Here is a 14,984-nt window from a genome sequence, read left to right on the forward strand (position 1 = left end):
TGGTGTTCTTCACCAAAGGAACAGTCACCACTTGTTGGGTTGCCGCGCGGGTAAACGACTGTTTGGTAACCTCGCCATGCCACAAAGAAGAAAGTTTGCTGCTTACCACAGCGCTTCCGTCGGCTGCGCGAGAGTAAATGCGGTCCATTTTACATTGAAGTTCTTCCAACGAAGACACTCCCTGCGTAATCAAAGGAACGGAGAATGAGGCCTCATCGCTCAGACCCGCCCATGTTATAAGGTGGTAATCGCCCGGCTCCATATCGACCACCATCGAGTAGCCGTCGGCGGCCAAAGCATCGCCTGCCTCANCTCGCGAGAGAAAGCATCGGCATACTTCATGTTATAATCATACTTAAACTTCACCCTGTATTCCACAGAGCAGTCCACATCGTCTTCGTCCAAAATACTGTCGCATGACGTGGCTGTGAACCCTACTGCCACAGCCATCATTGTAGTACATGCGAACGTTCTACTTAATAAACCCTTAATCTTCAATAAACCCTTAATCTTCATATCTTTGTTCCTTTCCGGCCCAGCACTGAGCTCTTTCTTTTATTGTTCATCACTGATGCAAAGATAAAGACTTTCCACTACGGTGTCCGTCGGTGTTTTCGGCAAAATAAGGTTGGCAAAATGTGAAGAGTGGGTATTAACGGCATTATATGGGGCATTTCCTTCACTTTTGAATAATATACCTGTCCTAATGAAAGAAAAGCCCCCCTCCGGTTTCTTATTTATTTTTGAAGAAACACGGAGGGGGACTTCTTTTTTACTTAACTGTTAAATCATTCAGCTGGGAATTACTCCATCCAGTTCCGAGAGCCACTCTTGGAAACCGTTTTGAAGAGTATATCTCAGCACATATTCTTTATGACTGTAACTGATAACCAAGTCTTGAGGTATACGGTCAATATCCACTATGGCACGTGCAAGCCACAGCGTATTGTCCATGACATAGCGTTCCAATGAGATGCCGGTCATTATCCGGCTCAAGAAATATGCAGACCGTTCGTAAACATACCATTTGCCTTCGTCCCCTTCCTGATAGATGTATATCAAGCCGGAGTTATCCAGTTCTCTTTCCAATACTTTTACGACCTCACACATGATAATTTTCCTTTTTTTAATCGTTCTTTAGCAACAGCATTTCCGAATCAGAGCATAGAGCGACAAACCAGCTCGCATTGAGCAGCAGATTGAGGTCTACCTCCACCTTCTCCAGCATGACACCGTAGAAGGAGCACACATGGTTTTTCAGCTCTACAGCCCCGGCAGCCAACTTCTTAAGCAGAACTGCCGAACGGTCGTATGCATACCATTTACCATTCTCTTCATACAAGTACACTTCCGAGCGACTTGATGATTCTCTATCCATGATTTCAAAAATATCCATAGTATTGTTATCTCCTTCTAACTATTACTTATACATTACGGAATCTTAATCTCTACTTTTTTTCTAATGTTCCCACTATAAATATACAAAATTCGAGTATCATTCCGTGAAACTTCACTCTTATCAATAAAGACCCACACAGATTGAACTGTCTCCGCTGCTTCTCCTGTTCTGGGTGCCCAACTGCTCAATGTCAAAGAGACACCGTCAGGAAGAGTTTCTGTCTTCCATCCAGACACATTGTTCGTCACTACCCTGATACAAGCCACATAGTGAGTTCCTGCCATATTAAGATAAGCATCAATCTTTCCCGCTGTTACTCCGAGATAAGTATAGTTGTCAGTTGTGATATCCATTACTCCCAAATCATCAATAACCATCAACTTTCCTGCATCTCCAATCTCATTATCCGCCTTTTCAGTCTCTACTGCTTCCTTTAAAGAAGAATACCCGGAGGTGGCTGTCACATAATCCATCTTAAATACATAGCGATGATTGCGTTGAATATTTTCCAATCGCTCATACTTAATACCTCCTGTAGTAGTAATACGCTTTATGAAATCCAAATGATAAAATCTGGATACACTCTCACCCGTGTATTTACCTTCCACAATAACAAAGCTCTTATTTGTACCATTTACCCCGGCCCTTTCGGGAATATAGACTGATGCTATATTACTCTCTGCCATTCCTTCTACCGGAGAATCCAACAATTCATCCTGAGTATTGATTATACCGGCTGAGTAAACCGTTCCATGCTCATTCACATTATACACATATATCTTCTCGAGCGTGAAATGGTCAGCAGCAGTCGTTGCATCCACCTCTACTTTTGCCATAGCCCGCAGCAAAGTTATGCGCCCCTCAGCGCCCAATTTTACTTCAAACTCACCATCAGTTTCGCCATAAAGAGGCATCCTATCAACATTATAGTTAAACTCGGTAGAGGCTAATTGATTTTGTACTTCTGTCAAGGAAGTATTCACAGCCGGAGGATTCACATCTACATTGGCTATCATCACCAATCTCACCTGCTTGTATTCTTCAGACAAAAGAAGATACATTTTTCCGCTTGCGCTATCGTATGACACTTTAGGATAGGTACGAGTAGTCCCATCTGCCTCTTCTTTAGAGTAAGTATCTCCTTTATTGACAGCTTCTTTAAACAAGCCGCCATTAAACACCCATACCGTATAATCATCTACCTGTTGATCATCCGTGATAGCTCTGCCCGACGGTAAACTGGCCAATGGCACTGCGACATTAAAAGCGACTTGTATATTCTTATCACTTCCATGCCCTGCATCTACCTCCTCTATGGGGCTATTTGCCTCCGTGCAACTGATTAAGCCGACCAGCAGCAGGAACAAGAATGCTATATTAATATTCGTTTTCATATATACAATTTCGTTTATTGTTATTTTTTTATCTCACCGTCACAGTTACATAGCGCGGTTCCGTTTCATTAGCAATCTGGAATCTAAGCTTTGTTGTCTCCCCACTATGTCCGCTTTCCAACATCTTCAGCGTAATGGCGCTACCCAGACCTTTATCAGCTGTTCCTCTGTCCGGAGTTACTTGCAACCATGGTGCTCCCGGGTCTGTCATTTCCCAATCGGCGTTGACAGAAATGATTTTTATTGTTGTCGTACTTCCTTCGCTGCTGCCAATAGTGGCAGTTTCTGTCAATGAATTGATATCCCATTTTGTCTTTGCACGATCACGAACGCAACGCACAGCACCGGCATAATGAGGTTCTGCTTTAATATTCGACTGAGTCAAACCATGAATATGACGACCACTGCCTCCTCCACCTGTTTCTGTTCCATGCAAAAACATTGCAGCCGGAATAGTTCTCCCATCCTCATTCTCTACTGATGAATTAGTCCATAAAAAACTATTTACTGTTATGGAAGAGCCTCGCTGTATTCCAATGGTTTTTCCATCAGATTTAAACCCAAAGCCTTTTGTCGGATCATAAGCACCTGTCAGCGGAAGCCATGTTACTGTAGGATAATCTTTATCCAAAGTATACATATCACCATCACCATTTAATTTATCAGTATAATTTCCTCCTTTAATTAAAGGCTTTTCAATTTGCTGATAATTCAAATAAAATCCATAATACTTAGCATCCTCTACATAATTACCTGTAAATCTATGCATACCATCGTTTATTCCATATTCTTTAACGGAATGAGGTATATAAATAAGGTTTTCGTTCCAATTATCTTTTTCACTAGTTCTAGTTACTTCCCAAGAAGTAGTCTCTATTGCCTCATAAACCACATAAGTACGATTGCTCTTGCTATCATTATAGATGATATATGGAGGAGTATCAATAACCTCCCAAGAAGTTTTGTCTGTACGTTTATAACGTATAGGTTTTCCAAAGTTCTTACTGTTTGACTTTGCTTCCACTTTTAGTTTGCTTTCAAGAAGTTGACCATTTGTCCATACTGTCTCTTTTTTAGTAAACACAAATGCATCTACCGGTGGAACTCTATACCCTACAGGACACGGATCATAAACAGTCTTTGAGCCAAGGTCTTTTACAGTAGCGCTTAATCCGCCATTTGTTCCCCACAAATAACCTCCCTCTTTTGCCAATGTCGACAATCCTTCCGCTTGACCTCCGGAGACCTTTCCATAAACCAATTGAGTAGGATTGGCAATTGTTTCTTCTATAGCTGTAGGCTTTTTACTACTAACAGTGGAATAGTTTATCACTCCCCACTTCTTATAATAATGTACTACAGGCAATGTACCATCACCCCCAAAATCATCATTAGAATAGCCCGCTCCAATAAATGGGTCTTTGCGCCCCCATTGATACAACAATCCCATGGAAGCCACGCTGTTATTAGTGCCAGGTCTATTACTCAGTGCACCCAAATTACGGTCAAGCACATCATAATCATTCAAAGTCCAAGATTCCACATATTGCTCTTTCACTTCCTGAGTCTGTGAATCAATCATGTCCGGACATACCCAAATATGCCATGACCAAATCACTTCTTCCGAACTATTGAATGCACCAATCAATGCATTACCTCCCTTTACACCACCAATCGACGCACCATTAAGGCTTACTTCATATTTAATAGAGTTGGTTTCTTTATTATAATCCACTAAAGTCAACTCGCCTGCAGTATTACTAACTGTATTACCATTAGGGTCTTTTAGCTTTACCAATCCTCCATTAGTTTCCCAAATAATACCTATTTTAGCAGGTTTCAATGAAGCATCTCCCTCATTAGGGATGATGTTATGATCTTCCGGTTTAATACCATCGTTTCCATTACCTTTGATAGAAACAATCAATTCATTCTCACCCTCACCTACAATATAACAGTTTGCAGTAGGTGGTTGAGGCATAATGACGGTAATTTCTTTTCTGATATTACCAGCCATCACATAGAATCTGGAAACACGAGATATTCCCCTGTTTATTTTCTTGGGCGAAATAGATACAGTTGCAGTGATATCACTCGTACCTGCTTCACTGCTGATATTCAGCCAACTCAAATCATCGCTATCATTAATCTTGATAATCTCCCAACCATCACTGTAATCTGTCCATATATCCAATGTCTTTTCACGAAGATCACTATAACTATCAAACTTTATCACACTCTTGTCCGTGGTCAGTGTATATTGGTCAGGAATACCACGCATAGACTCCGTTGTCCATTCACCCACCACCAAAGCAGAAATCACATCCTTATCCAATGCCTCATCAGGAGTGGGAGTTCCCGGATTCTTGACAGCCGTAATATTAAATACATAAGAATGATTCCGGATGATATCAAACGGAGTGACTTCACCCGTTTCATCATCTTCCATATCAATGCGATAATAACTCATTCCGTCTTCTTCCATCAATCCTTCACCGGTAAATACACCGCCTACTACTATCTTCAAAGCACTCTTCCCTTCGCCGGGAGTTTTATTATTGGCTTCGGATACATAAATCCTATTCAGACATTTCTGTGCTGCACCATCAGCAATTGTATATTTCAACCGTTCGCTTATAGCGCGCTGTCCAGAAGTTGCAGGAACTTCCGGTTCCGTATATTGGTCGTCTGCACCGAGAACCTTGGTAGGAGCAACACAATAACCCTGAGTGTTTACATAATATACATATATTTCTTTTAAAGTAAAATTGCCAGCACTATTCTTCACACCCATCTTTGCCACACCACGATAAATGTTGCAATTCAGATTGGTTATTTGTGAAGCCAAAGTAGTCGTCACTTCTCCGTGCATTGGTAAATAACGTTGAGTTACATCCCATTCGGAAGTAGGATAAGTATATATCAACCTTTCGTAAACCTCTTGTTTAGACTTGCCAATCTTGCTTTTCAGCATTTCTAAAGCATCGCTGATTCCGTTCTGCTTCAAGTTAGCAAGTACGGCCAAAGTAATCTTTCCTTCCAATGGAACCAATGTACCTTCCAATGTCCGCTCTGCTTTACCCTGAGCATTATTATCAGTAAAGTGAAGGTCGGATACCACATGTTGTAATACCCCATCCTTATCAAACTCCAAAGCATAAACATCGTCATCAGCTATATAGCGCTGCTCATCTGTTGTATTGTCTATTCCACCTTCAGTATAATCACCGGCAGCACGCAATGCACCTTCATCGGTTCCTCCGGACAGAGACAAGGTCAGCTTGAAGGTAGGAGAAGAAGTCACTTTACCGCCTCCGTCTACCAAATTCTCATCGGCACACGAAGCAAGCCCCATCCCACAGACAACCGCCAATATTATATATGATAACCATTTCTTCATAATTTCTTTTTGTTATGCGTTACACATTACATATTCATATCATTGAAACGGACCACCCAGTCATTAATAATGATGCGGGTATTAATCCATTTCATACTTTCGTCTAAGAAGAAAGTCATGTTGTACTCATCCTGACGGTCGAGATACTCCTGGTTAGTCATGTCATGACCTTCGGCTTCGGTGAGCAACAGGTATTTCACTAAGGGGATGGAGANATAATGATGCGGGTATTAATCCATTTCATACTTTCGTCTAAGAAGAAAGTCATGTTGTACTCATCCTGACGGTCGAGATACTCCTGGTTAGTCATGTCATGACCTTCGGCTTCGGTGAGCAACAGGTATTTCACTAAGGGGATGGAGAGAACCGTTTCGCCGGTCTCGGTGTTGGTAATAGTCAGCTTGGGGTTGTTTTCCTCCACCAACCGGCCCACTGTGATTTGGGCAATCGCCACGCTGATGTTGTCATCTTCGCCAGCCGTGTCGCCTTCGGCACGTGCCGACTTGCCTACCACCGTACCGCCTTGTGCACGGTAATAAGGATAATATGTCAGAGTTTCGTCCGAAATCAGTTTGTTGTCGTAGTTCATCAAACCGTTGTCGTCCGTAATCGTAAATTCAAATTTATCTACATCTACCGTTACCCCGTCCATTTGCTGGAGGATAACGCGGATGGTATTGGTGTTCTTCACCAAAGGAACAGTCACCACTTGTTGGGTTGCCGCGCGGGTAAACGACTGTTTGGTCACCTCGCCATGCCACAAAGAAGAAAGCTTGCTGCTTACCACAGCACTTNTCCATTTGCTGGAGGATAACGCGGATGGTATTGGTGTTCTTCACCAAAGGAACAGTCACCACTTGTTGGGTTGCCGCGCGGGTAAACGACTGTTTGGTCACCTCGCCATGCCACAAAGAAGAAAGCTTGCTGCTTACCACAGCACTTCCGTCGGCTGCGCGAGAGTAAATGCGGTCCATTTTACATTGAAGTTCTTCCAACGAAGACACTCCCTGCGTAATCAAAGGAACGGAGAAGGAGGCCTCATCGCTCAGACCCGCCCATGTTATAAGGTGGTAATCGCCCGGCTCCATATCGACCACCATCGAGTAGCCGTCGGCGGCCAAAGCATCGCCTGCCTCAGTTTTCTGGTATACCAGCTTGCCGTTGTCATCAAAAGCATAAAGAGCAACACTGCTTACTTCGCGAGAGAAAGCATCGGCATACTTCATGTTATAGTCATATTTGAATTTTACTCTATATTCTACAGAGCAATCTACATCATCTTCATCGAGTATGCTGTCGCACGACACAACGGCACTTCCCAATGTCATGGCCATCATCAAGCCAAAAGAGAATTGTCGGGCGAATGTTTTTACTGTTTTCATGCTTTTATTGTTTTAATGGAATGTTAGAATAGTAATTTCTGAAAAAGGAGTGGAGGAGGATTGCCTCCTCCACTTTATTTAGAGAGTTTTTGTGTTCGGATTAGAATATAATGTTGTTGAGACGTACCTTCCAAGGAAGAATCTTAGCTGATAACTTCAGATAGAAAGCCTTATCACCGTCCATTTCGCCCGGTATCAAATCAATTCTTGAATAACCAATCTGGCTAAACTCTTTAATACTTAAAGCATAAATATTGTTACGCATGATAGCATAGTTCATAGCGCCCTCCGTTGCATGTTCAATCGGTGCATAATAGTAGCAATATCCATCTGTATATTCTTCCGCATCAGCTTTATTGATGCCTTTAGCTTTTAAAGCAGCTTCATCACGATAGAATTGATTATTATACTTATATATTGTTCCTACGGGAGTGCCATCGGCAGTAGCAATCCGACCACGGAATATAATACCTGTTACCAAACCCATTTTCTGTTGGCCTCCAGTTACAGAGTTTTCCAGACAGTATGACATAAATTTGTAGCCTTCATTACCTTCTGTAGTAAGTTGATCGTCACCGGTAGGCATAGACTGAAAATATGAATTGCTACTATATTGAGTATCTTCGACCTCCTTTAAAGTATTAGTAAAGAATTCTGTTGCAAGAGTTTCAGTATCTGCATAACGTCCATTACTATCCAATGTTACATTGTTTTTAGCAGCAGATTTAGGATCAACGATATATTCACTATTTGATAATAATCCCAAAATAGTAGGATTTTCCCAAGATGAAACAGTTTTATGTCTCACTGCATAAACAGACTTGGAAAGGTTTACCAAAGCATATTTATCAAGAGTAACAGACCAATTAGCAACATCGTCCTTTACTTCCTTTTCTTCAACTAAAGTATAGTCAGATACGTTTGTCGCATTCTTTGTTACCACCGGAGCTGATTCACCATTAACCTCATGAGTTTCCTCAGTCATTGTAAATTGAGAGCCGTTATAAGCATCATCACTCTGATAAATCCAAATATCAACACCTTCAGTTGTCCTAGCATGATTCAATACACCAATCAATTTCCATATATTATTTTCTGTATCATACCAAGCACCATTTGATGTAGCGGGTATAATATGCGTAACCTCAGTTGGAACAACATATTTATTATCCTGTGCAGGCTTGAAACAAATCTTTGAAGCTACGCGCTCTACGTTAATACCTGCTACTATCGTTGGATGTTGAGCATCATTAGATGTAACAGTAATTATTTCTTCTTTCTGATTAGCCATCATGAAATGATTTCTTTCGGTGCCACCCGTTACCGCATTTACATCACCGGCATTACAATCTAAAATAGCCTCATACGCTGCAGTTGCAACAGTACCTACCTGAGACCCAGTAGCCAAATCCTTTACTGCTTGAGATGGATTTAACACCACTAGAACCTTATATTGTCCTCCCTCTGTTATCTGATATGATTTTTCAACCATGCCATTGGATGCCGTTACGGAAGTATAATCCACCACACCTACGGTCTGTCCAGCATTAGGAGCAATAACAATTACTGCATCTGAAACAGCAGCTTCTTTTTCCAAAGTTCCTTCAGTCGTATCACCTTCTTCATTATCAGTCGCACGACTTGAATTAGAAGCAGTACCAATACTCAATGTTACATTAGCTTTCACTTTTTCAATTTCATTACCATTGTTATCCACAATGTCTTCGTTTGTACATGCAGCTAATGCAGCGCATGCAAACAGTCCGAATAATAAACCCTTAATCTTCATAATTTTAATTTTTAAGTTTGCAATTATTATGTTTTGTAAATTTCATTCTCGCATTCGTTCTTGTCTTTCGACATTGCAAAGATAAGGGCGTTTTAGGATTGGTCTTAATCGGTGTTTTCGGCAAAATAGATTGGCAAATTCGGAAAAGTGCATTTCATGGGTAATTTCAAGGGCATTTAATTCAATTTTGAATGATACACACATTGCGATGCACAAAATACCCACTATCTTTTTTCCAATTATTTTTTGCGGGAAGAAGCTTTTTCAAGTCTCCTTTTTTCAATTGTTAAATTATTCAATGAATTGCCCACCACGAGGTAAAACGTTCAGTGCCTAAAGGTGGATTTGCCGACGCTTTCCTACTGCTTATCGCATACAAAGGGAAGGGTAAGGTGTTTCATGCCGTCAGCTAAGGTCTTTTGAGCGGAAGATTACTATAGTCTGCTGCCGGAGACTGTAATAGTTCGACTTATAAAAGGAGATAATCTAAAGGAGGGAAATGCTTAGTCGGACTGATATAATCAGTTAGCTATCGGCAAGAACGAATGATACTCTTTTTACGGAAGACCGGAAATAAAAAAAGGTGAGACATTACGCTCACCTTTACTGAAAATATATTCTTTCTTATCAAAGGGAATCAATTCAGAGGGAATCAATTTCGGCAAGGGAAAGATGGGTGATGTTCATAATCTGCTCCGGTGTCATTCCCATGGATTTCAGATTGCGGGCAATTTCAAGAGCTTTTTTTTGTTCCCCTTTCTGCAAGCCTTTCTCGATACCTTCTTCAATACCTTTCTGAACACCTTCTTCAAAACCTTCCTCGATACCCTTCTTGGCAGCATAGTCAATAGTAGCCAAATAGTCACGGTAGGCATTGACACTATTTTCATAGCGCACACAATCTTCCTCCGAAAGAGAATGAACGTCAACAATCTCTTCCAACTTCTTAAATACGGCTTTTTGAGCTTTAAAAGGCATACGGTTCAATGTTTCCATGTTAAATATACAAAGATAGCAAGAACTTGCGTAATAATGGCAGGATGAGGGTGAAATTTGATAAGTGGTTGGTACATATACCATTTTTGTGTTACCTCACCATATTGTTAAATTTGGCAGAAGGAGCCGTATATGGTGGGTATTAGAGAAAGAAATGCTACCTATCCGTTGCCTTTTTATTAAAGGGAAAGTTGGTAGAAACAGCATCTTTAATCTCTTGCACATACCCTACAACAGCCACAAAGAACGCTTGTTTTTCCTATCATTGCACTGACAAAGGTAATCATTTTTTCTCGTTGGAAGAAAAATACGGGAATGAGATTAATTGTCAAGTACTTGTTGCCTTGTTCCGCTATGTTCTACATGCCGTTCATTAACTCTGTAAAATTTATTTTTGCAACCAAAGAAATGAGTTATGAATCAGGCAGATGTAAAGGTGTCGTTCTACCTCAAAAAGAGCGAAGCAGATGCCAAAGGGAACTGCCCTGTAATGGCAAGGTTGAATGTCGGCAAGTACTCCGAGGCGGCATTCAGTGTGAAATTGTCGGTACCACATACGATGTGGCACTCAGGTCGTGCTATAGGTAAGAGTGTCGCAGCACGCGAAATCAATCGTCAGTTAGACGAAATCAGAGCCTCGGCTCTACATATCTATCAGGAACAATCGGCAATACGAGAAGGAGTAAGTGCCGAAGATGTCAAGTGCCTGCTTTTGGGTATGGCTTCGGGGCAGCAGACCTTGATGAGTTATTTCCGCACCTTCATCAAGAATTTCGAGAAGCGTGTAGGTGTGAATCGTGTCGCAGGTTCTCTTCGTGCTTACAAGTACGCCTATATGCATGTAGAGAAATTCCTCAATGAGAAATACAAACTGACCGATATTCCCTTTACGGCATTGGATCGTTCGTTTATTGAGAAATATGATCTTCACTTACGAACAGACTGTCATTTGGCTCTTGGTACGATAGTCCATCTTACGACCTCTTTTAGAACCATTATCAATGAAGCCGTAGCAGACGGTATTCTTACTTTCAATCCATTCTGGGGTTACGAGCCTGAACGCCCACAGCGTGAACAGAAGTATCTCACGGCAGAGGAATTAGAGTTGATTATGACAACACCATTGCATAATGCAAGACTTTACATCGTCAGAGATTTATTCTTGTTCTCCTGCTACACCGGAATATCTTATGGAGACATGTGTCTGCTGACCAAAGAAGATTTGGTTACGGATGAGAACGGCACGCTATGGATACGGACTTCCCGTAAAAAGACCAAGGTCGAGTATGAGGTTCCGCTCCTTGAGGTTCCCTTACATATACTTAATAAGTATCGTGATGTAGAACCTAATGGAAAGCTGTTGCCCATGTATTGTAATTCTGATGTGAATCTTTCCCTAAAAAAGATTGCCGCAATATGCGGTATCAACCGTAGAATCGTCTTTCATGCCGCCAGACATACATACGCTACAGAGATTACTCTCTCGCATGGTGTACCATTGGAAACGGTCAGCAAGATGCTAGGACATACACGGGTGGATACCACTCAGATTTATGCCAAAGTAACCGATGAAAAGATTGATGCCGACACTAAAAGGCTCGACAGCAAGATTAGTGAACGCTTTACAATCGCCATTTGACAACCATTAAAACGACTATATATGAAAGCAGACAAGAATACAGAGAATCAGAACACGAAGCGTCGCAGCACCTTCGCCATATTGTTCTACATCAACCGCACGAAAGTACGCAAGGATGGTATGTGCCAACTATTGTGTAAAGTAAGCATTGATGCTGAATGGGAACAAATCGGTACGAAAGTATCAGTGAATCCAGCCATCTGGAATCCCGACAAGGGTCGTGCCGATGGTCGTAGCGAAAATGCCGTAACGGTAAACAGAGCCATTGACGAACTTACCAAGGAGATTACGGGACACTACAATCATATCAAGAAGAGTTTAGGCTTTGTTACCGCAGAACTTGTCAAGAACGCAGTCAAGGGTATCGGTCAAAAGCCTGTAACATTGCTCGCCCTCTTCCGTGAGCATAACGAGGAGTTCAAGAAGCGTGTTGGTGTGGATAGAATCAAGGAGACCTACGACTGTTACCAACGCTCATACAAGCACCTTGCGGCGTTTATTCAGGAGAAACGGGGTGTAGAAGATGTCACATTGCGAAGCCTTGACAAGGTGTTCTATGACGACTTTGAGATATTCCTGCAAAGCGATTGCCGTCTAAGCCCCAAGACGGTACACGAACACTTGTACAGGTTGAAAAAGATGACAATGCGAGCCGTCAGTCAAGGCACTTTGCGTAGAGATCCTTACTGCCGACTGCATCCACCGTTGCCTAAACGCAAGAGCCGACATATGAAGTTGGAAGACCTCAAAACCTTGATGTCAACGCCTGTAGATAAGCCTCAATTGCAACGGGTACGCGATTGGTTTATCTTCTCGACTTTTACAGGATTGGCATACGCTGATTTAAGACGGTTATCCGTGAACGATATAACACAGGCAGAAGATGGCAGCTGGTGGATACATATCAAGCGTAAGAAGACTGACACACTATCATCTATTCGTCTGTTGGATATACCACTTAGGATTATCGAAAAGTACAAGCATGAGCGGCAAAGTGAAAAGGTATTCAATACCTGGGACCGAAACTATATGTCAATGCTAATGCAGGAGTTGAGTGAAGTGTATGGCTTTCATATTACCTACCACAAAGCTCGTCATAATTTCGGAACGCATATGACTTTATCGCTGGGCGTACCTATTGAGACGGTAAGCAAGATGATGGGACATACCTCCATCACCACCACACAGATTTATGCCCATGTTACGGATAAGAAGGTTGATGAGGATATGAAACGCTTGCGTGAGGTTACAGCAGACAAGAAGATAGAACTCGCAGATGAGGGACTGAAGTTTGAGAGATGTATCAAATGGAAGCGGACAACAGTATAAAAACAATAGCAACGGCCTCAATCGGGGTCGTTGCTATTGTTTAGGGTCATACCCATCGCTGTTCCTCTACGCAGCGTTTATGGGAATCATTGAGAATCTTTTCAATCTCTGACTCCTTGTAAAGAGCCTTGCCCTGAACAAGGTAGTAAGGTATTGCACCAGCCGAACGGTACTCCTGCAATGTACGGCGGCTCACTCTGAGTATCTTGGATAACTCTTCATCAGTCAGGAACCTCTCATTGTTCAATGTCGGTTGTGCCAGAGTCTCCGTCTTTTGAAGAATCTTGTTTACTCGTCTCAGACGCTCAAGTATCTCCGCGATATGCGGGTCGCTCTTGTCTATAAAAAAGCTGCTCATGGTCTTTTCTTTTTAATGGGGTGATAAGTGCTGTCAATGAATCTCTGAATATCCTCGGGTTTGTAGAATATCTTGTGCTTTATGCGTGCAAACGGTATCAAGCCCTTCTCTCGGTACACTTGCAGTGTTCGCTTCGAGATACGGAGTATCTGGCACACATCCTGATTATCCATCCAGTTCTTTAGGCCAAGATCCTGATTTGGTCGGCATAGTCTGTTCACTCTATCCTCAAACTCGTTGAAGTGGCTGCATATCTCATCAAATGCCTTCTTATCTATGCATACGATTTCCATATTCCATACTTGTTTTGAGGTTAGACATTGGGATTATTTCTCATGCTTGCCGGAAGTGGCAAGCCCTTTTGTTCGAAGAAGTCCTTGACCTCGGAAGCCTTGTAGTATGTGCGTCCGTCAATCATATAGTAGCGGATAAGCTTTTTCTGGCGGTAGCGTGCAAGGGTACGGTGAGTCACGCCAAGCAGTTTGCTCAGGTCGTAGTTATCCAGCAATGTGTCGCCATCGAGACACTCCTTCATCTTGTTCTGTCGCTCCAGCATTTTCTCAATCTTATCGAAGCGTTCCATCAGTTGGATGAACATCTTGTGGGCGGTTTCACTATTTATTTGTAACATTGTATAATCTGTTTAAGTGTAAATAATCGGGTTACTACACCGTGTTGCGCAACAGGTTATACTTATTAAATGGCATCCTGCGTGCCAATGACATGGAATGACACAAAAAGACACCGATACATCATTGTGTATCAGTGAAATAAAAATTTTCAGCGTGAAATTTGAGGATTTTCAGAGTATTGCAAAATGCAACACTTTTTCGCAACCTGCTATTGCAAAATGCAAGAGTTGCGATAGATGATGCGAGTTATTCCGTTGGAGAAGGATGTAGTCTTATACATATTCCAACGGCTTGGGGTAAGGTCATCGAATACGGGAGTTCCCTTACCTGCGATGACAGGCAGGATATAGACAACCATCTCATCAATGAGATTGTAACGGGATAGTCCTCGCAGAAGCTCTATGCTATCCTTGTCGGATATTTCAGCGATGTATGTATCGGATTGGTTGTTGTCGGAGTGCCTTTCAGCAAGCAGGTCAAGCAAAGGATAGTGTGGCATAAGGCGGTATATGCTATGCTCGTGCCAATATGGAAAGCCTTTGGCATCATTCATTACCCACTGCATTAAATTCTCGTCAGCTTTCGGAAGAAAGCCGTCCATTGTCATCGCTGCTATGATCTGAATCTTTGCCATATCGTTACCTCCGTCCAAAAAAGAAGCGTGGT

Annotated in this window: 12 protein-coding genes and 4 pseudogenes; 2 read left to right on the forward strand and 14 right to left on the reverse strand. The window is 42.1% G+C overall.

Annotation, left to right across the window (positions count from 1 at the left end):
- The 10 genes and pseudogenes from IR173_RS18165 to IR173_RS15100 all read right to left on the reverse strand — a co-directional run.
- Positions 1–498 (reverse strand): annotated as a pseudogene (locus tag IR173_RS18165) (FimB/Mfa2 family fimbrial subunit); the annotation flags it as partial.
- 294 nt (positions 499–792) lie between these two features.
- The gene (locus IR173_RS15060) at positions 793–1,110 is read right to left on the reverse strand and encodes a hypothetical protein (RefSeq protein WP_237040367.1); all 318 of its coding nucleotides are present in this window, start codon (positions 1,108–1,110) and stop codon (positions 793–795) included.
- 16 nt (positions 1,111–1,126) lie between these two features.
- Positions 1,127–1,396, reverse strand: coding sequence for a hypothetical protein (locus IR173_RS15065; RefSeq protein WP_237040368.1), 270 nt, complete (start codon positions 1,394–1,396; stop codon positions 1,127–1,129).
- 35 nt (positions 1,397–1,431) lie between these two features.
- On the reverse strand, positions 1,432–2,793 hold the full coding sequence (locus tag IR173_RS15070; RefSeq protein WP_237040369.1) for a hypothetical protein: 1,362 nt from the start codon (positions 2,791–2,793) through the stop codon (positions 1,432–1,434).
- Between the two features lie 28 nt (positions 2,794–2,821).
- Positions 2,822–6,193: a hypothetical protein gene (locus IR173_RS15075; RefSeq protein WP_237040370.1), complete on the reverse strand. Its 3,372-nt coding sequence runs from the start codon at positions 6,191–6,193 to the stop codon at positions 2,822–2,824.
- Positions 6,194–6,219: 26 nt separating this feature from the next.
- Positions 6,220–6,405, reverse strand: a pseudogene (locus IR173_RS15080) (FimB/Mfa2 family fimbrial subunit); the annotation flags it as partial.
- Positions 6,393–6,986, reverse strand: a pseudogene (locus IR173_RS15085) (FimB/Mfa2 family fimbrial subunit); the annotation flags it as partial. The pseudogenes IR173_RS15085 and IR173_RS15080, both read right to left, overlap by 13 nt.
- 16 nt (positions 6,987–7,002) lie before the next feature.
- Positions 7,003–7,575 (reverse strand): annotated as a pseudogene (locus IR173_RS15090) (FimB/Mfa2 family fimbrial subunit); the annotation flags it as partial.
- A gap of 100 nt (positions 7,576–7,675) precedes the next feature.
- Positions 7,676–9,364: a fimbria major subunit gene (locus IR173_RS15095; RefSeq protein WP_237040373.1), complete on the reverse strand. Its 1,689-nt coding sequence runs from the start codon at positions 9,362–9,364 to the stop codon at positions 7,676–7,678.
- A gap of 642 nt (positions 9,365–10,006) precedes the next feature.
- Positions 10,007–10,360, reverse strand: a complete 354-nt coding sequence (locus IR173_RS15100; RefSeq protein ID WP_237040374.1) for a hypothetical protein — start codon at positions 10,358–10,360, stop codon at positions 10,007–10,009.
- A 415-nt stretch (positions 10,361–10,775) separates the two neighbouring features.
- Here IR173_RS15100 and IR173_RS15105 point away from each other — a divergent pair, with 415 nt between their 5' ends.
- Together IR173_RS15105 and IR173_RS15110 are read left to right on the forward strand one after the other, a co-directional pair.
- Positions 10,776–11,999: a site-specific integrase gene (locus IR173_RS15105; RefSeq protein ID WP_237040375.1), complete on the forward strand. Its 1,224-nt coding sequence runs from the start codon at positions 10,776–10,778 to the stop codon at positions 11,997–11,999.
- Between the two features lie 21 nt (positions 12,000–12,020).
- Complete coding sequence (locus IR173_RS15110) at positions 12,021–13,328, forward strand: site-specific integrase (protein ID WP_237040376.1); 1,308 nt, start codon at positions 12,021–12,023, stop codon at positions 13,326–13,328.
- 46 nt (positions 13,329–13,374) lie between these two features.
- Here the strand turns inward: IR173_RS15110 and IR173_RS15115 are convergent, their stop codons facing one another.
- The 4 genes from IR173_RS15115 to IR173_RS15130 all read right to left on the reverse strand — a co-directional run bounded on the left by IR173_RS15115 (position 13,375) and on the right by IR173_RS15130 (position 14,952).
- Positions 13,375–13,686: a helix-turn-helix domain-containing protein gene (locus IR173_RS15115; RefSeq protein ID WP_237040377.1), complete on the reverse strand. Its 312-nt coding sequence runs from the start codon at positions 13,684–13,686 to the stop codon at positions 13,375–13,377.
- A complete protein-coding gene (locus IR173_RS15120; protein ID WP_005793990.1) occupies positions 13,683–13,979 on the reverse strand; it encodes a helix-turn-helix domain-containing protein in 297 nt (98 codons plus the stop codon). Before IR173_RS15120 ends, IR173_RS15115 begins: the two co-directional genes overlap by 4 nt.
- Before the next feature lie 20 nt (positions 13,980–13,999).
- Entirely contained in the window at positions 14,000–14,317 is a 318-nt protein-coding gene (locus IR173_RS15125; RefSeq protein ID WP_237040378.1) for a helix-turn-helix domain-containing protein, read from the reverse strand.
- 209 nt (positions 14,318–14,526) lie between these two features.
- Positions 14,527–14,952: a dihydrofolate reductase family protein gene (locus IR173_RS15130; RefSeq protein ID WP_237040379.1), complete on the reverse strand. Its 426-nt coding sequence runs from the start codon at positions 14,950–14,952 to the stop codon at positions 14,527–14,529.
- Positions 14,953–14,984 lie beyond the last annotated feature (32 nt).

Source organism: Phocaeicola faecalis (genome assembly GCF_021730445.1).
Lineage (GTDB): Bacteria > Bacteroidota > Bacteroidia > Bacteroidales > Bacteroidaceae > Phocaeicola > Phocaeicola faecalis.

Excerpts from the sequence above, each read along its gene's own strand:
- IR173_RS15060 (WP_237040367.1), bottom strand. The coding sequence starts at position 1,110 with ATGTGTGAGGTCGTAAAAGTATTGGAAAGAGAACTGGATAACTCCGGC.
- IR173_RS15065 (WP_237040368.1), bottom strand. The coding sequence starts at position 1,396 with ATGGATATTTTTGAAATCATGGATAGAGAATCATCAAGTCGCTCGGAA.
- IR173_RS15070 (WP_237040369.1), bottom strand. The coding sequence starts at position 2,793 with ATGAAAACGAATATTAATATAGCATTCTTGTTCCTGCTGCTGGTCGGC.
- IR173_RS15075 (WP_237040370.1), bottom strand. The coding sequence starts at position 6,193 with ATGAAGAAATGGTTATCATATATAATATTGGCGGTTGTCTGTGGGATG.
- IR173_RS15095 (WP_237040373.1), bottom strand. The coding sequence starts at position 9,364 with ATGAAGATTAAGGGTTTATTATTCGGACTGTTTGCATGCGCTGCATTA.
- IR173_RS15100 (WP_237040374.1), bottom strand. The coding sequence starts at position 10,360 with ATGGAAACATTGAACCGTATGCCTTTTAAAGCTCAAAAAGCCGTATTT.
- IR173_RS15105 (WP_237040375.1), top strand. The coding sequence starts at position 10,776 with ATGAATCAGGCAGATGTAAAGGTGTCGTTCTACCTCAAAAAGAGCGAA.
- IR173_RS15110 (WP_237040376.1), top strand. The coding sequence starts at position 12,021 with ATGAAAGCAGACAAGAATACAGAGAATCAGAACACGAAGCGTCGCAGC.
- IR173_RS15115 (WP_237040377.1), bottom strand. The coding sequence starts at position 13,686 with ATGAGCAGCTTTTTTATAGACAAGAGCGACCCGCATATCGCGGAGATA.
- IR173_RS15120 (WP_005793990.1), bottom strand. The coding sequence starts at position 13,979 with ATGGAAATCGTATGCATAGATAAGAAGGCATTTGATGAGATATGCAGC.
- IR173_RS15125 (WP_237040378.1), bottom strand. The coding sequence starts at position 14,317 with ATGTTACAAATAAATAGTGAAACCGCCCACAAGATGTTCATCCAACTG.
- IR173_RS15130 (WP_237040379.1), bottom strand. The coding sequence starts at position 14,952 with ATGGCAAAGATTCAGATCATAGCAGCGATGACAATGGACGGCTTTCTT.